Here is an 18582-nt window from a genome sequence, read left to right on the forward strand (position 1 = left end):
CTGCTTGCTCGCCATGCCCGGCTGTTTCTATAATTGATTAGCAATCAAATCATTTACATGCAAATCATTATGGACAATGTGGACTTACTGCGCCTTGGCATTACCAGCGCCATCATGCAGGCCGGGCGCAAATGGCGGCATATTTCGCAGGACGTGGTATTCGGCCATGGCCTGACCGCGCCTTGTGCCACCGCACTTATCTTTATTGGCCGGCTGGGCGAAGGAATCAACCAGATTGCCCTGGCAGAGGAGATCGGCATCGAAGGGCCGTCACTGGTACGGGTGATAGACCAGCTGGCTGCCGATGGCCTGGTAAGGCGCGAAAAGGACAAGGTGGACCGCCGCTCCAACACCCTGTGGTTTACCGAGGCGGGCAGGGCATTGACTGACAAGATAGAAGTGGAGCTGGTGCGCTTGCGTGCGCTGGTATTCAAGGACATTTCACCGGATGACCTGCAAGCCACCCTGCGAGTGTTTGCCGCGGTGGATGCGGCCTACCAGCGCCCGGAGCTGGTGGCTGAACTGGCGGCACTGGCCGGTCAGGAAAGAGCATGAAGCTGCCCAGTTGGCGTGACTGGCTGTTTTCGGCCAAGGCGTTCCTGGCGGCCATGCTGGCCTTGTATATTGCCATGGCGCTGGAGCTTCCGCGCCCGTACTGGGCCATGGCCACCGTGTACGTGGTGTCCCACCCGCTGACCGGTGCCACCCGCTCCAAGGCGGTTTACCGCATTGGCGGCACCTTGCTGGGGGCGTCTGCCGCCGTCATCCTGCTGCCCCTGTTTGTCAATGCACCCACCTTGCTCAGCCTGGTCGTGGCCTTGTGGACCGGCAGCCTGCTCAGCATTTCCCTGCTGGATCGCACCCCGCGCAGCTATCTGTTCATGCTGTCGGCCTACACCCTGCCGATGATTGCACTGCCGACGCTGAACAACCCTGAAAGCATTTTTGATGTGGCGCTGGCGCGCAGCGAGGAAATCCTGCTGGGTATTGTCTGTGCCAGTGTTGTCTCTGCCTTGCTGTGGCCGGGCAAGGTGGCTCCCATCATTTCGGCAAGGATCGACAGCTGGATGCAGGACGCCCGCAGCTGGGCCGGGGAGTTGCTGGCCTTGCCGGATGGCGCCACGAGCGGACAGGACAAACCGATGGCCATGCATGCCAGCCGTCACAAGCTGGCAGCGGATATTCTGGCGCTGGACCAGTTCATCTCCCACTTGTCCTACGACACCACCAGCTTTGCCATGGTAAAGAACGCGCGCGAGCTGCGTGGCCGCATGAGCATGTTGCTGCCCATTCTGTCCTCGCTGACCGAAACCCGGCAGGCGCTGGTGCAGCAGGGGGAAAGTGTGCCGGAAGGCCTGCGCGTATTGATGCGGCGGGTGGCCGAGTGGATGGCCGAACCCCGGCTGGAGGCGTGCCGCAAGGCGGTGCCGGGTTTGCAGCGCGACCTCGCCAGCCTCAAGCAGGAGATGGCCAGTGGCGATGACTGGCAGTCGCTGTTGCTGGCCCATGCGCTGGCGCGTTTGCAGTCGCTGATCAACCTGTGGCTGGACTGCCGCCTGCTGCAGCAGTTGCTGGCTGAAGAACACCCCACTTTCAGCTGGAAACCGGCCTACCGTCACTGGCCGGTGGGTGGCACCGCCCGCCATTTCGACTACGGCATGGTGGCGTTTTCCTCACTGCAAGCCTCGGCAGCCATCTTCATTGCTTCGCAGCTGTGGATACAGCTGGGTTGGACCGATGGTTCCGGTGCGGTCATCATGGCGGCCATTGCCTCCTGCTTCTTTGCCGCGCTGGATGAGCCCGCGCCGATGATGCGCACCTTCCTGATCTGGGCGCTGGTCAGCATCGTGCTGACCACGGTGCTGTTGTTCATGGTGATTCCGGCGGCCTATACCTTTGAAATGCTGGTAGCCATGCTGGCCATCCCGTTCTTGCTGGTGGGCACGCTGTTCACCCGGCCGCAATTCACCATGATTGCCATGATGCTGACGGTGAACACCGCTACCTTCCTCAGCCTGCAAGGTGCTTACGATACCGACTTCACCGCCTTCTTCAACGGCAACGTCGCCACCGTGGTGGGGGTGTCCTTCGCCCTGCTGTTCAGCCTGCTGGTCCGCCCCTTCGGCATCGAACTGGCCATCCGCCGCTTGCGCCGCGCCAGCTGGCACGACCTGGCCCGCATGGCATCGGGTCGCGGTCTGGGTGACTACCCGCAACTGACTGCCCGCATGCTGGACCGGCTGGGCCAGCTGATTCCCCGCCTGGCTGCCAACGGGCATGACCAGCTGCCATTGGTGTTCAGCGAACTGCGTACCGGCTTCAGCGTGTTGCACCTGCAACGGGATGAAAACAAGCTGCCGGATAGCGCCGGGGCCGGTGTGCAGAAGGTGCTGGACGATGTGGCCGTGCATTACCGTCAGGCGCTGGCCTTGCGCCATGCCCCCAGGACGGATGACCGCCTGCTGCAACACATTGATGCCGCGCTGCGGCAGGTGCTGGGCAGCGGCCAGCGCAGCAGTCACGCCGTGCTGACCGTGCTTAACGCGCTGGTGGAACTGCGCATCACGCTGTTTCCCGCTGCCGGCAGTTTTGCCCCGGCAGCCCCCTTGCCCCTGGAACATGGAGAGCTTGCACCGTGATTGGTGAAATCGAAATCTACGGGGTGTATTTCCCCAGCCTGCTGATCCTGATGGTGCTGGCCTTTGGCGTCACCGCTGTGCTGCGCGCCGTGCTGGGACAGCTGGGTTTCTACAAACTGGTATGGCACCGTTCGCTGCTGAACGTGGCCTTGTATGTAATTGTGCTCGGCGGATTCGTCGTGCTGACTCGCGGATGGTAATGATGAAAAAGCTGGCAGGAAAAGCGGGCCCGGTGGCCCTGACGCTGATTGCGGTAGTGGCTGCAGTGCTGGTGGGGCGCTACTTGTGGGATTACTACACCAATGCACCATGGACACGGGATGGCCATGTACGGGCCGATGTGGTGCAGATTGCGCCGGATGTCTCCGGGCTGATTACCGAGGTGCGGGTACATGACAACCAGCTGGTCAAACGGGGGCAGGTGCTGTTTGTCATCGACCATGCCCGCTACACGCTGGCGCTGAAACAGGCCGAAGCGGCACTGGTGCTGCAAAAGGCGGCACTGGCGCAGGCAAAGCGTGAAGCTGCGCGCAATCACAGCCTGAGCGACCTGGTGGCGCGTGAAAACGTCGAACAGAGTGATGCCCGTGTGCAGCAGGACGAAGCCAATGTCGCCGCCGCCAGCGCCGCGCTGGATGTCGCCCGTCTGAACCTGCAACGCACCGAGGTGAGCAGCCCGGTGGATGGTTACCTGAACGACCGCACCCCGCGCGTGGGTGACTATGTCAGCACCGGCAAGCCCGTGCTGTCCATGGTGGATGCGCATTCCTTCCATGTGGATGGTTACTTTGAAGAAACCAAGCTGGACCGTGTGCAAGTGAACCAGCCGGTGGAAATCCAGATCATGGGTCAGTCGCACAAGCTGCGCGGTCATGTGCAAAGCATTGCCGCCGGTATTGAAGACCGCGACCGCAGCAACGGCGCCAGCCTGCTGCCCAACGTCAATCCCACTTTCAACTGGGTGCGGCTGGCGCAGCGCATTCCGGTACGGGTGACGCTGGATGAAATTCCGGCCGACTTCCGCATGATTGCCGGTCGTACCGCCACCGTGGCCGTGGTGTCCAGCAAGGGAGGCCAGCAGTGAAACGCTTTTATCCCGTCAGCCTGCTGGCACTCTCGGTGCTGGCTGGCTGCACCACGGTAGGCCCGGATTACCGCCTGCCCGAGCAGGCCGCCATGCAGCGCCCGGCGGCACAAGGCCGTTTTGCCAATGCCGATGGCCAGCTGGCGAGCGCACAGCCGGTGTACGGCCGCTGGTGGCAGCTGTATCACGACCCGGTGCTGAACCAGTTGGTGGAACAGGCCCGGGCCGCCAATACCGATTTGCGCGTGGCCAGTGCCAATCTGCAAAAGGCGCTGGCGGTAGCCAGTGAAGTCAATGCCGAAGCCGGCCCGCATGCGGCGGTGTCGGCGTCCGCCGAGCGTGCCCGCATATCCGGCCAGAGCATGCTGCTGGAAGAGCCGCTGCCGGTGACCAATCTGGGGGACGAAGGCATTCGTGTGGCTTACCAGCTGGATTTGTTTGGCAAGCTCAAGCGTGGCGAACAGGCGGCAGAAGCCAATAGCGAGGCCGTGGCGGCGGCGCGCGACCTGGCTGCTATCACCGTCACCGCCGAAACCGTACGCAGCTATGTGCAGATCTGTTCGGCCAACCATGGTTATCAGGTGGTACAGCAACAGCAGGGCCTGCAGCAAAAGCAGCTGGAACTGACACGCCGTCTGGCCAGTGCTGGGCGGATGACCGCCACCGATGTGCTGCGGGCACAGGCGCAACGCGACAGCGTGAATGCCGCGCTGCCAGCCTACCAGGCCCAGCGGGATGCCGCGCGCTACCGGCTGGCCATGCTGCTGGGCAAGGCACCGGCTGAAGCCTTGCCCGCTGCCGCACTGGCCTGCGCGCAAGAGCCGCAGCTGAGCCAGCCCATTCCGGTGGGGGATGGCAGGGCGCTGCTGGCGCGCCGCCCGGACGTGAAGCAGGCCGAGCGCCGCCTGGCACAATCCAGCGCCATGATCGGGGTGGCCACGGCCGATCTCTATCCCAGCATCACCCTTGGTGCATCAGCAGGCTTTACCGGTTTTGTCGAAGACCTGGGTAAGCGCTCCACCCAGCGCTTCGGTTTTGGCCCGCTGATCAGCTGGAGCATTCCGGACAGCGGCAGCATGGCGCGGGTACGGGCAGCCAAGGCGGACAATGCGGCGGCGCTGGCGCATTTTGACGGCGTGGTGCTCAATGCCCTGCGCGAAGTGGAAACCAGCCTCAGCCTGTATGCCAAGGACTTGCAACGCCTGACACTGTTGCGCAGCGCGCGGGACAATGCCCGCGAAGCTGCGGCGCAAAACCGCCGCTTGTACCAGGCGGGCCGCGCGCCTTATCTCACCAGTCTGGATGCCGACCGCACCATGGTCAGCGGCGAACAGGCTGTGGCCATGGCCGAAAGCCAGCTGGCACAGGATCAGGTCAACCTGTTCCTGGCGCTGGGTGGTGGCTGGGAAGATGCTGCCAGCGTAGCAAAGCCGGATCAGCATTAAGCACGGGCCAGAACACCATGCCGGTAGCGGCCGCCACATTTGTCTGGCAGCCACTACCGGCATTTTTTTGTCCTCCCCGTTTGCCAGGTACGCATATTGCTTGAAAATGTGCGCTGTAATTTAAATGCGCTTGTGCCTGGTGTGCACTAAGGCATAGCATTGACATCATTTTTATCTGTTTGGAATTTCAATGGCGGTAACTCAGAGCATTCCCATCCTGTTACCCGTCTTTGTGGTCACCGAATTGCTGTGCGCCTGCAATACCGTACAACTGTGGTCATTGAAAAAAGCCGGCGTCGCCGGTACCCGCAGCTGGCTGCTGGCCAATGCCGCCATGCTGGGTTATCTGCCTGCGCTGGGCCTGCGCATGGTGCTGCCGCTGATTTTCAGTGTGGTGCTGAGTAATGGCCTGGGCCTGGTGGCAGCCAGCATGTTCTACATCGGTTGCGCGCGCTTTCTGGGCCGGCCCAGCCATGCCCGGCCACTGGCCTTGCTGGTGCTGGCCGGTGTCGCCGGTTTGCTGGGTTTTACCCTGCTGCTGGACAGCATGCGGGTGCGGGTGGTGATTGCCTCCGGTGGTATCAGCATCGTGTTTGCCGCCACGGCCTGGCTGTTGTTCCGCCACCGCATTGCCAGCCATCGCGCCACGGTGTACTGGCTGGGCGCGGCTTGTAGTGCCGTGACGTCATTGCTGCATCTGGGGCGTGCCGTTTACTACGGCGGCGGCTTCGGCAATATCAGCGACCTGTTTGCCACCACCGTACCCAATGTGTTTTCCATGAGCCTGACCGCGGCACTGGTGCCCGGCTTGTCGATGCTGGCAGTAGCCATGGTGCAGGAGTACCTGTTGCGTGATGCCACCTGGCGGGCAGAACACGATGGCATGACCGGACTCAATACCCGTCAGTGTTTTGAAAGCCGCAGCATGCAGCTGTTGCAACAGGCAGAGGCCGATGGCCTGCCCTTGTGCCTGCTGCTGATGGACCTGGATCATTTCAAGCAGATCAACGACCGGCATGGCCATCAGGCAGGGGATCAGGTGTTGCTGACATTCAGCCAGTTGTTGCGTCAGGGCATGCGGCCGGGGGATGTGACCGGCCGCATGGGGGGTGAAGAATTTGCACTGTTGCTGCCACAAACGCCGCCAGCGCAAGCGCTGGCCATGGCGGAAAACCTGCGCTTGCGTGCTGCTGAAATACCGGCGGTTTCACTGGGCGGCAGCATTCCTTACAGCGTCAGCATGGGGCTGGCGGTATGGCAGCCAGGCATGTCGTTTACCGAGCTGTACCGCCACGCCGACCAGGCCTTGTATGCGGCCAAAAAGGCAGGGCGCAATCAGGTGATGCAGGCGGCGCAGCCTGCCTGACACTCAGCCTTGCAGTGCCTCATGCAGCCTTTGCTGGGGCAGCTGTCTGGTGATGGCCATGCTGGTGAAGCAGGCGGTCAGCGACATGGATTCGCTGACCTCGGCAAACAGGAACTCGTCGCCGCCAAAACTGTAGCGAATGCTCATGCGGTTCTCCCGGTGTCACGCGCCAGCGGGTCTGCCACCGTGTCTGTCGTGCTGCCCGGCCAGTGCGCCAGCCAGTGCTCCAGAAAGCGGGTGTGATAGCGCGCGGCGCATACGTCGGCATCGGCCAGCAAGGCCTGGTGCAGGCTTTTTGTGTGGGCAACGCCACTGATGTGCAGTTCATCCAGCGCCCGGCGCATGCGACTGAGTGCGTGTTTCCTGTCTTCATCCCACACGGTCAGTTTGGCCAGCATGGAGTCGTAATAGGGGGGGATGACACAGCCCGGGTACAGCATGCTGTCCACCCGCACACCCGGCCCGCCGGGTAGTTGCAGCTGTTCGATGCTGCCAGGTGTGGGCAGGAAGTTGCGCTGCGGGTCTTCGGCATTGATGCGGCATTCGATGGCGGCACCACGCAGCCGGATGTCCTGCTGTTGCCAGCGCAAGGGCTGGCCGTCGGCAATCAGCAGCATTTCGCGCACCAGATCAAGCCCGGTGACCATTTCAGTGACCGGGTGTTCCACCTGTATGCGGGTATTCATTTCAATGAAATGGAACTCGTCCTGATCGAACAGGAATTCCACCGTGCCCGCCCCGCGGTATGCCACGGATTGCGCCAGCCGGACTGCTGCCTGGCACAGCCTGTTGCGCTGTGCGTCATCCAGCGCGGGGGAGGGGGCTTCTTCCATGATTTTCTGGCGGCGGCGCTGCAAGGAGCATTCCCGCTCGTAGCAATGAATCACCCGCTGGCCATCCCCCAGGATTTGCACTTCCAGATGCCGTGCCTGCGGCATGAAGCGCTCCAGATAAAGATGCCCGTCGCCAAAGGCCGCCAGCGCTTCCCGTTGCGCAGCGGCAAATGCCGCATGCAGCGCTTCGGCATGTTCCACCACGCGGATGCCGCGGCCACCACCACCGGCCACGGCCTTGATCATCAGCGGATAGCCGATTTCCTTGGCCATGCCCATGGCTTGCACCACGTCCGCCAGTGCGCCCGCACTGCCCGGTACGGTGGCAACGCCAACCGCCTGTGCCATGGCGCGGGCCCGGGCCTTGTCACCCATCAGCGCGATGGTGTCTGCCGTAGGGCCGACAAAAATCAGCCCGGCGGCCTCTACCTGACGGGCAAAGTCGGCATTTTCGGCGAGGAAGCCATAGCCCGGATGAACGGCATCCACTTCCTGATTGCGGGCCGTAGCCAGAATGGCCGGAATGTCCAGATAGCTTTTTGCGGCGGGTGGCGGGCCGATTTCCACTGTCCGGTCTGCCATCTGGCAGGCCAGACTGTTGCGGTCCGCACTGCTGTGTACCAGTACGGTCTGCGCGCCCATTTCACGGGCAGCCCGGATGATGCGCACCGCAATTTCCCCGCGGTTGGCCACCAGCAGGCGACGGATACGTTGCAAGGCAATGGGCTGCGTCATGTCACCACCCTCGCCACCGGCTGGCCGATATCGACCGCATCGCCGTCTTCCAGCAAAAAGGCGAGCAAGCGCCCACCTTGCTCGGCAGTCATTTCGTTGAATTGCTTCATCACCTCGATGCAGGCGATGACGGTATCCGCGGCAACCAGATTGCCTTCTTCCACATAGGGCGCTGCATCCGGGGCCGGGCGACGATAGAAGGTGCCGGGCAGGGGGGCGAGTATCAGGTGTTCAGTCATGTGCTTGTCCTTGAACGGGGTGTTGTGGTCTGCCTCAGCCAACGGCTTGCTCATGCGGTGCGCGCAGGGTGATGCCAGCCTGTAGCAGACGGTCACGGGTGGTGCGGATCAGTTCCAGCGCGCCGGGGGTGTCGCTGTGAATGCAGATGGAATCGAAGTCGACCGGAATGCGCTGGCCATCCACGGTATCAACCAGGCCCTCCGTGCAGGCCAGCATCACCTTGTCGGCCACGGCTGCCGGGGAGAGCCGTCCCATCCGGCGGGTAAATACAATCCGCCCGCTGGCGTCATAATCCCGGTCGGCAAAGAATTCGCCTACTGCCTTCACGCCCAGTGCCTGCGCGGCCTGATGCGTGGCAGAACCGGCCATGCAATACACCGCCAGTTGCGGCGACAGTCCCTGGACTGCCTGCAGGAATGCCAGGGAGAGCGCTTCATCGGCAGCCAGCGTCATGTACAGGGCACCATGCGGTTTGACATGCTGCATGACCATGCCCTCCAGTTGCAGGAAGGCTTGCAAGGCACCAATCTGGTACACCGCGTCCTGTACCAGTTCCTGTGCGCTGACCTGAATGCTGCGCCGCCCGAAGCCCACCAGGTCGCGATAGCCGGGGTGGGCACCCACGGCAACGCCATGTGCCTTGGCCAGGCTGACGCTGCTGGCCATGGTGGCCGGGTCGCCGGCATGAAAACCGGTGGCAATGTTGGCCGAGCTGATCAGCGGCATGATGTGCCGGTCGTCCCCGTCGCCAATCTGCCACGGGCCAAAACTTTCCCCCATGTCGGCGTTCAGGTCGATTACCTGTTTGTACATGTGTGTTCCTGTCTGAGAGTGAGTCAGACCGACACCCTAGGCAGCGTGAACAGGCGGGGGAAGTTTTAAATTTTGATGGTGTCCCATCAATTATTTTGATACCGCCAGGCGGCCAGACAGAGCAGGGCGTTCGACCGCATATGCCTTGCCTTGTGCGTTGATTTAGCTGTACCGCAAGGCAGCTTGCCGCAACTGCTTCACTGCTCGCAAAGGCCTGCTTCATCGTCGGCTCATGCATCTGATACCGAATTTCGACCTTTCCCTCAGCAAACTCCTCCCCATCTGATTGGCCTGCCACCACAAGCGCTTTGATGATTGCCAATGTCATCAACCCGCCCGGACGCCTTCATGCCCAACCCCTACCAGCTGCGCTTCCCCTCCCACCTGGGCCTGGACCTCTCCGTACACCACTTCACCCTCGACGAAGCACTCGACACCCCCTACCTGCTCAACGTCACCGTCACCAGCCCCGACCCCGCCCTGCCGCTCGCCAGCCTCATCCATCAGCCGGTCAGCTTCACCATCAGCCCGCCACCCCTCAACCCGCAGCCTTCCTTTCCCGGCCTGCCCAGCCCTCCTGCCGACCCCGCCTTGCAGCGCGTGTGGCATGGCGTGGTGTGCGAGGCCTGGCGTGAGGACAGCAATGTGCAGCAAACCCGCTACCGCTTTGCCATCGGGCCGCGCCTGAGCCTGCTGGCCCAGGGCAGCACCTGCCGTCTGTTTCAGAACAACACGGTGCAGCAGGTCATCACGGCGCTGTTGCAGCAGCATGGCTTTGCCGCCAGTGCCGTGCGCTTTCAGTTGACGGCGCCACTGCCCACCCATGCCCATCTCACCCAGTGGCGCGAGTCGGATTTGCAGTTCATTTCCCGCCTGGCGGCGGAGGCGGGCCTGTTTTACCAGTTTGTGGTGGAGGAGGCGGGCAAGGAGGTGCTGCTGTTTGGCGATAATCTGGAGCACTATGGCCGCGGGCGGCTGCTGGATATTCCGCTGCGGGCGGCGGGCGGGCTGCGCCAGGATGACAGCCCGGCCGTCCAGCAGTGGCAGATTCATCATCGCAGCCTGTTGCACAGCGTGCGCCGCACCGATTTCAACTATCTCACCGCCGATACCGTACTGGATGCCGCGCATGGTGTGGCTGGACCGCAAGCAGCGGCCTACGGCGTGGATTATGCCTGGGGCGAGGGCGGACGTGATGCAGCGGAGACCGAGCGCATCGCCCAGCTGCGCCATCAGGCCTCGCAGGCGCGCCAGTGTGTGGCCAGTGGCAGCGGCACCGTGCTGCACAGCCGTCCGGGCGAGGTGTTGCGGCTGGCGCAGGCGTTTGATGAAGCGCCGCATGGCTGGCTGATCATTGCCGCCCGGCATCAGGGCGCGCGCGATCAGGCCTATCACAACCACTTCCAGGCCATTCCGGCCGACCGCATCTGGCGACCGGCCTTGCTGCCCAGGCCGCGCATCCACGGCACCTTGCCGGCCATGGTGGTGAGTCCGGGCGATAACAGCTATCGCTATCCCTTTCTGGATGAGCTGGGCCGCTACCGGGTGCGTTTCCTGTTTGATCTGGACCGCTGGAGCCCCGGTGGCGACTCGCGCCCGGTGCGGCTGGCCAAGCCCTTTGCCGGCGGCGGCTTTGGTTTTCATCTGCCCTTGCATGCCGGTACCCGCGTCAACCTGGGCTTTGATGATGGCGACCCGGACCACCCCTACATTGCCTCGGTGCTGCACGACAGCAGCAAGCCGGACCACATCGACAGCGGCTGGCACACCCGCAACGTCATCCTCACCCGTTCCCACAACAAGCTGCGCATGGAGGACTTGCAGGGCAAGGAGCATATCAAGCTGGCCACCGAATATGGCAAGACCCAGCTCAATATCGGCCACCTGGTGGATGCCCAGCGCCAGCCGCGCGGGGCAGGGTTTGAGTTGCGCAGCGACCAGTGGGGGGCCATCCGGGCCGGTAAAGGCCTGCTGCTGTCCGCCCACGCCCAGCCGGGGGCTGGCGGCCCGCAACGCGACATGGCGCAGGCGCTACAGCAACTGGAGCGGGCCAATCAAAGCATCGACAGTCTGAATGCCGCCGCCAGCCAGGCCAGGGCCGACCCGCTGCACTGGCAAGCGCAGCTGGACTTGCTCAATCAGCAGGTGAAGGACCTGCAGCAGGCGGTGCTGCTGGCCAGCGCCCCGGCCGGCATGGCGCTCACGACTGGCGGCAGCCTGCACGCCGCCGCCGGGCAGGACATCGCCCTCACCGCCCAGCAGCAGGTGGGCGTATCGGCGCTGAAGTCGCTGGTGGTGAACATCGGCCAGGCCATCAGCCTGTTTGCTGCCAAGGCGGGCATCAAGCTGGTCGCCAACCAGGGCAATGTCGACATCCAGGCGCAGGGCGCTGCCTTGCTGCTGTCCTCGCGCCAGGACACGCAAATCCGCAGCTTGCAGAAGATCAGCCTGGCGGCGCAGGAGGAGATTGTACTGAGCGTGGGCGGCAATGCGGTGCGCATTACCGCCGAGGGGGTCAGTACGCTGGGCAAGACCACGGTGTACGGCGGCTTCTCGATCACATCCAAACAGCAACTGAACGTGGGGATGCCGGACTTCCCGGTGTCGCAGGTGAAGGTGCCGCTGCAATTACAGCTGCAACAAGGTCCGGAGGGCGGCGTGGGCTGGGCTCGCATGCCCTATACCGTGCTGGCCAACGGGGTGGAAGTCAGCAAGGGCGTGATGGGCGCGGATGGCACCATCCCGCTGGCGCATGAGGCGGGCACCCAGCGTTATCAGGTGAGATTGGGGAATGGCACGCGCTTTGAAATTCCTGTGGCACAGGATTTCAGCAATCCAGACCAAGGGGTCATGGCCAACCAGGGGCTGCCCAAGCTCTGGGACGACACTGGCGTCATCGACACAATCCGCCAGCGCTATCAAGCCTTGCTCAGCACATCGGCCACTGACCATCACGATCAGGAGGAATCATGAACCGCGCCAAGCAAATTCAACAAACCCTTCCTATCCTGGCGTGCGATCTCAAGGGCAGTGCCAATGCCCAATGGCATGTCAACGGCTCGAAATATGCGCCTTGTGAGGCCACTTATCGGCCACTCAATTGCGGAGAAGAAGCGTTCCGCGAGGTGTATCAGGCCATTGCTGCGGCCAGGCATTGCATCGACATCATTTGCTGGGGGTTTCAACCTTCCATGTTCTTTATCCGCGATGGCGGTAAGTCACTGATGATAGGCCAGTTGCTTGAGCAAAAAGCCAAGCAGGGCGTCAGCATCAAAATCCTCGGCTGGGACATGTCCCCCTTGGGGCTGAATGTCTCTGGCATGGGCGGCGAGGCGAATCTGCCGGGGGTAGGAGGCGGCCTCAAGAACCGTAACAAAGTCTTCCGCCTGGATGACAAGCGCAGCTATAGCAAAGGCGGGCAATACACCTCGACTGATGCGCAATTCGCATACGATCAATACTGGTTTGCCACCTATATGGACACCACAGCGCCGGAAGAAGCCACCGGTGGCAACGATGCCTTTGCGCTGTACCTGCAAAGAGCGCAATTGAAAAAGATGAATGCCGGCAAAAAACTGCGTTTTCATGGTCGGGGGTTTTCCAATTTCGACCGCGGGGAAATTGCCGCCCGCATGGAACGCCTGAGCCGCCTGCCAGGCCAGGCCATGTCCGACACCCAGAAAGCCGCCTTGGCCGCTGCCCCCAGTCATCACCAAAAAAGCGTGCTGGTGGATTATGTCGACCCCGAGCGCGCCATTGGTTTTGTCATGGGCCACAACATGCTGGACGAATACTGGGATACCGAGGCCCACCACTATCTGCCCAAAGCGCCAGATGCCGGACGCAATGGCTACGGCCCGCGCCAGGATATTTCTGCCATGGTCAGCGGCCCGGTGCTGTGGTATCTGCACGATAACTTTGTCAAAGCCTGGCAGCACAATACCGACGAAGACCTGGCCGCCGAACCGGCACGCCAACGTGCCAGCCAGCGTTACCGCGACACAGCACAAGCCTGCGCACTGCTGCGCCATGACAAGGGCCAGGCCACCATGGCACAAGTGTTCCGCACCCAGCCGCAGGAAAAATGCACCGACATTGCCAGGCTGTATTTTCAGGCAGTCAATAATGCCACCCGCCTGATTTATATCGAAAACCAGTATTTCCGCTGGCTGCCTCTGGCGGAAGAAATCAAGCAGGTCGCGCAAAACCTGGTGCGGCATGGTGCCCACCCCGGTCAGTACGGCGATTTATACCTGTTTGTCGTCACCAATAGCGACGATGACGGCGTCGGCAAAGGCACGGTCAACACCTACAAAATGCTGGACAGCCTGGGCCGTGCCGACACCATCCCCAATGTGGCCCGCAGCCAGGAAATCGACTGGCGCAAACAGCAGCTGGAACAAGCAAAAGCCAAGCAAGCCAGGCTGGAATCCCAGGTCAACCGCTCTGCCGCCCACTACCCGCGCGTCAACCCTGGGCATGAGGCCCTGCTCAAACAGGTGAATGAGGCCAGGGACGAGGTAGTCAAGGCCCAGGACGCGCTGCAAGCCAGCAGTGTGGCCCGCGATGCCGCACAGAAACGCGGCAAGGAACAAACCATCCAGCCGCAAACCGTACCCGGCCTGAAAATGCATATTTGCACGCTGGTGGCCCCGGATTCCCCCGGCTATCAACCGGACGTATATCGCCCCACACCCGCCAATCCCAGACAGACGCTGGCCATGCGCTACGACCCTCAGGCCGATCCTGCCCCGCGCCAACTGGTCAAGAACACCACTTGGGTGCCGGTGTATGTACACAGCAAGCTGATGATTGTGGACGATGTGATGATCACCAACGGCTCTGCCAATCTCAATGTGCGCAGCATGGAAGTGGATAGCGAGCTGAACATCATGTCGCCCAATGCCAAGGTGGCGCGCGCCTTTCGCCAGCGGCTGTGGAAGCAGCATACGACGAACCACTTTAACGGCAAGGTCCAAGGGCTACATGATGACCCAGCAAAGGCATATCAGTTGTGGGGCTCATTAATTAAGCAAAATAAGACCGCCCAAAAGCAGGGTAAACCGCCCGAAGCCTCGCTGGTCGAGTTCTTCCGCGACAGCCCCGACCTGTCAGACCTGGACTAAACCATGCGCTTATTTTTTTATCTGCCACTCAGCCTGTGCCTGCTCGGCTGTCAGGCCAAACCGGAGCATGCCATGCCCGATGTCTCTGCCGTTCACGCCAAACTGGCCTTCACCTGCGCCTACGAGAAAGACCGCCTGCCGCCGCTGAACCCGGAAGCCGAACAGTTATTCCGCTATGGCCGCTGGCTGTGGCGCGGCAATATCGTCACCCCCAAGCCCGCCGTCTATGCCGACATGGCGCGCTATTACCGCATTGCTGCTGCCTATGGCCATTACAAAGCCAATTTCAATCTGCAAAACCTGTATAGCCAGGGCGTGATTGACGGCGATATCGAGGAAATGCTCGACCTCAACGATGCCTTGATCAAGGCAGGGATACCGGTTGGCTACTACCTGCTCGGCCATTATGTGGAAGGCGGCGTCGGCTATGACGCCAATAAAGAACTGGCTTTGAAATACTTTCGCAAAGCCGCCGACCTGGGCAATAAAGAGGCCCAATACTATGTTGGCGATATTCTTGAAATGAAATTCATCGGCCAACTCGCCGTTCAGTCGATCGGCAGTGCAATGAAGCGCTGTGCAGCCGAGCAGGGGCATGGTGTAGCCGCGCAAGAAGTCGGTATTGATCTTAAGTCAAACAAACATTATCCAGAGGCGGTCAAATATTTTGAGATGGGTGCCCGCGCTGGGGATAATGGTTCAGCTTTCTGGTTAGCCGGTGGCTATAAGGAGAACGATCCCCAAGGTATGTTTTATCTTGCCTTGCCGCTGGATGAAGAACGTAGCCAACGCTATGACACGCTCAGCACATTGTTGCTGAACTACGAAATCTTCAACCCGGTGCTACCCGATCTGGCCGAGATTATTCCCCCCCCTCCAGCCCCGCTGCCGCCGTGGGATGGCAAATTCCAATGGCTGCGCGACTTTGAAGCCAACGTCCCGCCACCGCTGCCAACAGAACAACGCATCCGTGAACTGGCCGAGGCCAAGGCGCTGGACCCGGCCACCGGGCGACCCGACCCCAAACGCCAACAGGCGCAAAAAGCCCAGGCCGCGCAAGCCAAGGCACTGCCCTTGGGCACTACCCGCCACACAGGCGAGAGCTGTCCGCAAAGCGGTATCTGGCATGCCCAGTTTCCACCGCACAGCATCAGCAACCGCCAGCCGGGTTACGACGTACAACGCTTTTTTGCCCAGGGCAGCCTGCTGCCCCCTTTACCGGTGCACTACCTCCGGCTGCTGGGGCGCTGGCTGGGCTACCCCGCCCAGGTGGAGCCGGTACGCTGGATTCTGATGGAGTATGCCTGATGCACTCGCTGCGCTATCCGTAGATGGAGTGCCTGCTACGCAACGTCACCCATATAGATACCAGCTGAATAGGCGCGGCTGACTTATCCAGGCCGCATGAAAAAGGCGAGTCATAACCGTGGCATTTTCCTTCCGGCAGTTGAAGTATTTTGTGGCCACGGCTGAAACAGGGCAGGTTTCCCAGGCGGCCATCCAGCTGTGCATCACCCAATCGGCAGTGACGGCAGCCATCCGGCAACTGGAAGAAGTGCTGGCTACGTCCTTGTTTGTCCGCCACCCTCAGGGCATGGTGCTGACCGACTGCGGACGGCGCTTTCTGGGTCATGCCTACGAAATTATGGCCAATGTGGAAGAGGCCATGCTGCTGGGCAAACGGGATGGCGATTTTGCCGGCAGGCTGACCGTGGCTGCCAGCTATACGGTGATGGGGTATTTTCTGCCTGCCCATGTGTGCCGCCTGTCCGCCTTTTACCCGCAACTGAGGATTGAACTGTTCGAATTGTCACGTGAGGACATTGAAGCCGGGCTGCTGCGGCAGGATTTCGATGTCGCGGTGCTGTTGACTTCCAATGTGGACAACCCGGCTTTGCGGCTGGAGCCCATCATCAGTTCGCCCCGGCGCTTGTGGCTGCCGGCACAGCATCCGCTGCTGTCACACCCGGCACCCGACTTGCAGGATATTGCCGAGCAGCCTTACATCATGCTGACGGTGGATGAGGCAGAACAGACAACGTGGCGCTATTGGCAGCAGTCGCCATGGCAGCCGCAGGTGAGGGTGCGCACCAGTTCGGTGGAGGCGGTGCGCAGCATGGTGGCCAATGGCAGCGGGGTGAGCATTCTGTCAGACATGGTGTTCCGGCCGTGGTCGCTGGAGGGGCGTCGTATCGAAACGGTGAGTCTGCACGGTCTGGTGCCGCCGATGACGCTGGGGCTGGCATGGAAGGCCGGGTCTGAGGTCAGCCCGGCCATTGCCTTGTTCCGTGATTATTTCCGGCAGCAATTCATGAGCCCGGCCAGCAGCCAGCGTAGCGCGGCTGCCCGCTGAGGGCTTCAGACGGCTGGGCGACTGTCAGCCCAGCTGTTTTCAAATACCAGCTCGGCCAGGTTTTGCCGCTTTGCCCAGTTTTCCTGTTCCAGCATGGGTTTGTCGTAGAAAGCCTCGACATGGCCGATGCACAGGATGGCCACCGCCTTGGCCTCGGCCGGCAGGCCCAGCAGCGTGCCCAGCCGCTGCGGGTCGAACAGCGATACCCAGCCCAGGCCGATGCCCTCGGCGCGGGCGGCCAGCCACATGTTCTGGATGGCGCAGGCGATGGAGCAGATATCCATTTCCGGCAGGGTGCGGCGGCCGAATACATGGCGTTCGCGCCCGTCCATCAGCGCCGCCACCAGCACCTCGCCGCAGTCGAGAATGCCCTCAACCTTCAGCTTCATGAATTCGTCTTCCCGCTGGCCCAGTGCCTTGGCAGTGGCTACCCGTTCTACTTCCACCTCGGCATGCAGTTGCTGGCGCAGCGCGGTATCGCTAATGCGGATGAAGCGCCAGGGCTGCATGAAACCCACGCTGGGGGCCTGGTGCGCGGCCTGTAGCAGGCGTTGCAGCAGGGCCGGGGCCACCGGGTCCGGCTTGAAGTGGCGCATGTCGCGCCGTTCGCGGATGGCGCGGTAGACGGCGTCGATGTCGGCTTGGGGATAGGCATTCATGGCAGGAACAATCTGGCGCAGGCCGCAGGGTTGGACGGGAAGTAAAGATGCAGATAACTGGCCAGCAGGCTGCCGTGGCGGTATACCGCCTCGCCCGGCCCGCTACCGGTGGCGCGGCTGGCATGGGTGAGCGGGGTGATGGGTGTATCCAGGCTGGAATAGTGAAAAGTGTGGCCACGCAGCACTGCGCCATCCAGTTGCAGTTGTTGCAGGCCGAGCGCGCTCAGGCGGGTATTCAGCCGGGCATGGCCGGGCAACAGGCCCAGCATCTGTCCGCTTTGACCCTGCTTGTCGGTCAGGCTGTCCAGCAAATACAGCATGCCGCCACATTCGGCATACAGCGGTTTGCCTGCTGCCACGTGGGCATGCAGGCTGGTGCGGCTGTGCTCTGCACCTGCCAGCGCGGCCAGATGCAGTTCCGGATAGCCACCGGGCAGCCAGACTGCGTCGCAGTCGGGCAGGGCATCGTCGGCCAGTGGCGAGAAGTAATGCAGTTCGGCACCCAATGCCTGTAGCGTCTGGATATTGGCCGGGTAGATGAAGCTGAAGGCGGTATCGCGGGCGATGGCGATGCGCACGCCGTCCAGCAGCCGTGGCAGGCTGGGTGCCGTGGCAGGCTGGAAGGCGACTGCGGGTGGCAGATCGGCCAGACGGGTGGTGGCAAGCTGGGCGGCGGCGCGCTCCAGCCGTGCTTCCAGATCGTCCACTTCCTGCGCCTGCACCAGCCCCAGATGGCGCTCCGGCAGGCCCATGTCCTGCTGGCGCATCACCGCGCCCAGATAGTTGAGGCTGGCGGGCAGGGCGGCGGTGAGCATTTCTGCATGACGGGCTGATGCCACCTGATTGGCCAGTACGCCGTAAAACGGCAGGCCGGGGCGGAAGCTGGCCAGGCCATGTGCTACCGCCGCAAAGGTTTGCGCCATGCCGGCCGCGTCGATGATGGCGGCTACCGGCACGCCGAACAGCTGGGCCAGGTCGGCACTGCTGGGGGTGCCGTCAAACAGGCCCATGCTGCCTTCAATCAGGATGAGGTCGGCCTCGGCGGCGGCCTGGTACAGGCGCTGGCGGCAGTCATCCTCGCCGTTCATCCACAAATCCAGCGCATACACGGTGTGGCCGCTGGCCTGTTCCAGCACATAGGGGTCGAGGAAATCCGGCCCGGTCTTGAACACGCGCACGGTTCGGCCCAGCTGGCGGTGGTAACGCGCCAGCCCGGCGCTAAGGGTGGTCTTGCCCTGATGCGAGGCAGGGGCGCTGATGAACAGCGCCGGGCAGTGGCGGATGGCCAT

General features: G+C 62.2%; 16 protein-coding genes. 10 read left to right on the forward strand and 6 right to left on the reverse strand.

The annotated features are described in order from the left end of the window. The first annotated feature begins 57 nt into the window (after positions 1 to 57). The 6 genes from DKK66_RS15290 to DKK66_RS15315 all read left to right on the forward strand — a co-directional run bounded on the left by DKK66_RS15290 (position 58) and on the right by DKK66_RS15315 (position 6534). A complete protein-coding gene (locus DKK66_RS15290) occupies positions 58 to 555 on the forward strand; it encodes a MarR family winged helix-turn-helix transcriptional regulator (protein WP_231588784.1) in 498 nt (165 codons plus the stop codon). Next, the gene (locus DKK66_RS15295) at positions 552 to 2639 is read left to right on the forward strand and encodes an FUSC family protein (protein ID WP_131359467.1); all 2088 of its coding nucleotides are present in this window, start codon (positions 552 to 554) and stop codon (positions 2637 to 2639) included. Before DKK66_RS15290 ends, DKK66_RS15295 begins: the two co-directional genes overlap by 4 nt. Then, positions 2636 to 2839: a DUF1656 domain-containing protein gene (locus DKK66_RS15300; protein ID WP_045845065.1), complete on the forward strand. Its 204-nt coding sequence runs from the start codon at positions 2636 to 2638 to the stop codon at positions 2837 to 2839. The genes DKK66_RS15295 and DKK66_RS15300 overlap by 4 nt, the downstream gene beginning before the upstream one ends. Further along, positions 2839 to 3723, forward strand: a complete 885-nt coding sequence (locus DKK66_RS15305; protein ID WP_231588783.1) for an HlyD family secretion protein — start codon at positions 2839 to 2841, stop codon at positions 3721 to 3723. The genes DKK66_RS15300 and DKK66_RS15305 overlap by 1 nt, the downstream gene beginning before the upstream one ends. Next, complete coding sequence (locus tag DKK66_RS15310) at positions 3720 to 5168, forward strand: efflux transporter outer membrane subunit (RefSeq protein WP_131359469.1); 1449 nt, start codon at positions 3720 to 3722, stop codon at positions 5166 to 5168. Before DKK66_RS15305 ends, DKK66_RS15310 begins: the two co-directional genes overlap by 4 nt. Positions 5169 to 5358: 190 nt before the next feature. Next, positions 5359 to 6534 (forward strand): diguanylate cyclase, encoded by a 1176-nt coding sequence (locus DKK66_RS15315; protein WP_131359471.1) that lies wholly within the window; start codon positions 5359 to 5361, stop codon positions 6532 to 6534. A 3-nt stretch (positions 6535 to 6537) separates the two neighbouring features. On the opposite strand, the gene DKK66_RS15320 is transcribed toward DKK66_RS15315, so the two are convergent. Genes DKK66_RS15320 through DKK66_RS15335 form a run of 4 tightly spaced genes read right to left on the reverse strand, consistent with a single transcriptional unit; the run spans position 6538 to position 9155 of the window. After that, positions 6538 to 6681 carry a hypothetical protein gene (locus DKK66_RS15320; RefSeq protein ID WP_207389791.1) on the reverse strand — a complete coding sequence of 48 codons (144 nt, stop codon included), beginning with the start codon at positions 6679 to 6681 and terminating at the stop codon, positions 6538 to 6540. Further along, the gene (locus DKK66_RS15325) at positions 6678 to 8102 is read right to left on the reverse strand and encodes an acetyl-CoA carboxylase biotin carboxylase subunit (protein WP_131359474.1); all 1425 of its coding nucleotides are present in this window, start codon (positions 8100 to 8102) and stop codon (positions 6678 to 6680) included. The genes DKK66_RS15320 and DKK66_RS15325 overlap by 4 nt, the downstream gene beginning before the upstream one ends. Beyond that, positions 8099 to 8341 (reverse strand): acetyl-CoA carboxylase, encoded by a 243-nt coding sequence (locus tag DKK66_RS15330; RefSeq protein WP_131359476.1) that lies wholly within the window; start codon positions 8339 to 8341, stop codon positions 8099 to 8101. The genes DKK66_RS15325 and DKK66_RS15330 overlap by 4 nt, the downstream gene beginning before the upstream one ends. Before the next feature lie 34 nt (positions 8342 to 8375). Beyond that, positions 8376 to 9155: a 5-oxoprolinase subunit PxpA gene (locus DKK66_RS15335; protein ID WP_131359478.1), complete on the reverse strand. Its 780-nt coding sequence runs from the start codon at positions 9153 to 9155 to the stop codon at positions 8376 to 8378. A gap of 321 nt (positions 9156 to 9476) precedes the next feature. Between DKK66_RS15335 and DKK66_RS15340 the strand changes: the two genes are divergently transcribed. The 4 genes from DKK66_RS15340 (at position 9477) to DKK66_RS15355 (ending at position 16634) form a co-directional block, all read left to right on the forward strand. Further along, positions 9477 to 12128 carry a type VI secretion system Vgr family protein gene (locus tag DKK66_RS15340; RefSeq protein ID WP_131359480.1) on the forward strand — a complete coding sequence of 884 codons (2652 nt, stop codon included), beginning with the start codon at positions 9477 to 9479 and terminating at the stop codon, positions 12126 to 12128. Then, positions 12125 to 14281, forward strand: coding sequence for a phospholipase D-like domain-containing protein (locus DKK66_RS15345; RefSeq protein WP_207389792.1), 2157 nt, complete (start codon positions 12125 to 12127; stop codon positions 14279 to 14281). The genes DKK66_RS15340 and DKK66_RS15345 overlap by 4 nt, the downstream gene beginning before the upstream one ends. A gap of 3 nt (positions 14282 to 14284) precedes the next feature. After that, positions 14285 to 15589, forward strand: a complete 1305-nt coding sequence (locus DKK66_RS15350; RefSeq protein ID WP_131359482.1) for a DUF6396 domain-containing protein — start codon at positions 14285 to 14287, stop codon at positions 15587 to 15589. Positions 15590 to 15707: 118 nt separating this feature from the next. Beyond that, entirely contained in the window at positions 15708 to 16634 is a 927-nt protein-coding gene (locus DKK66_RS15355) for a LysR family transcriptional regulator (RefSeq protein WP_131359484.1), read from the forward strand. A 5-nt stretch (positions 16635 to 16639) separates the two neighbouring features. On the opposite strand, the gene bluB is transcribed toward DKK66_RS15355, so the two are convergent. Together bluB and DKK66_RS15365 are read right to left on the reverse strand one after the other, a co-directional pair. After that, positions 16640 to 17293 (reverse strand): 5,6-dimethylbenzimidazole synthase, encoded by a 654-nt coding sequence (gene bluB, locus DKK66_RS15360; RefSeq protein ID WP_131359486.1) that lies wholly within the window; start codon positions 17291 to 17293, stop codon positions 16640 to 16642. Continuing rightward, positions 17290 to 18582, reverse strand: a complete 1293-nt coding sequence (locus DKK66_RS15365) for a cobyrinate a,c-diamide synthase (protein ID WP_131359488.1) — start codon at positions 18580 to 18582, stop codon at positions 17290 to 17292. The genes bluB and DKK66_RS15365 overlap by 4 nt, the downstream gene beginning before the upstream one ends.

It is taken from the genome of Aquitalea sp. USM4, from assembly GCF_004328945.1.
Lineage (GTDB): Bacteria > Pseudomonadota > Gammaproteobacteria > Burkholderiales > Chromobacteriaceae > Aquitalea > Aquitalea pelogenes.

What these genes read in the sequence shown, in the direction of transcription:
- DKK66_RS15290 (WP_231588784.1), top strand. Translation starts at nt 58, where the DNA reads ATGCAAATCATTATGGACAATGTGGACTTACTGCGCCTTGGCATTACC.
- DKK66_RS15295 (WP_131359467.1), top strand. Translation starts at nt 552, where the DNA reads ATGAAGCTGCCCAGTTGGCGTGACTGGCTGTTTTCGGCCAAGGCGTTC.
- DKK66_RS15305 (WP_231588783.1), top strand. Translation starts at nt 2,839, where the DNA reads ATGATGAAAAAGCTGGCAGGAAAAGCGGGCCCGGTGGCCCTGACGCTG.
- DKK66_RS15315 (WP_131359471.1), top strand. Translation starts at nt 5,359, where the DNA reads ATGGCGGTAACTCAGAGCATTCCCATCCTGTTACCCGTCTTTGTGGTC.
- DKK66_RS15320 (WP_207389791.1), bottom strand. Translation starts at nt 6,681, where the DNA reads ATGAGCATTCGCTACAGTTTTGGCGGCGACGAGTTCCTGTTTGCCGAG.
- DKK66_RS15325 (WP_131359474.1), bottom strand. Translation starts at nt 8,102, where the DNA reads ATGACGCAGCCCATTGCCTTGCAACGTATCCGTCGCCTGCTGGTGGCC.
- DKK66_RS15330 (WP_131359476.1), bottom strand. Translation starts at nt 8,341, where the DNA reads ATGACTGAACACCTGATACTCGCCCCCCTGCCCGGCACCTTCTATCGT.
- DKK66_RS15335 (WP_131359478.1), bottom strand. Translation starts at nt 9,155, where the DNA reads ATGTACAAACAGGTAATCGACCTGAACGCCGACATGGGGGAAAGTTTT.
- DKK66_RS15340 (WP_131359480.1), top strand. Translation starts at nt 9,477, where the DNA reads ATGTCATCAACCCGCCCGGACGCCTTCATGCCCAACCCCTACCAGCTG.
- DKK66_RS15345 (WP_207389792.1), top strand. Translation starts at nt 12,125, where the DNA reads ATGAACCGCGCCAAGCAAATTCAACAAACCCTTCCTATCCTGGCGTGC.
- DKK66_RS15350 (WP_131359482.1), top strand. Translation starts at nt 14,285, where the DNA reads ATGCGCTTATTTTTTTATCTGCCACTCAGCCTGTGCCTGCTCGGCTGT.
- bluB (WP_131359486.1), bottom strand. Translation starts at nt 17,293, where the DNA reads ATGAATGCCTATCCCCAAGCCGACATCGACGCCGTCTACCGCGCCATC.
- DKK66_RS15365 (WP_131359488.1), bottom strand. Translation starts at nt 18,582, where the DNA reads ATGGCCATCCGCCACTGCCCGGCGCTGTTCATCAGCGCCCCTGCCTCG.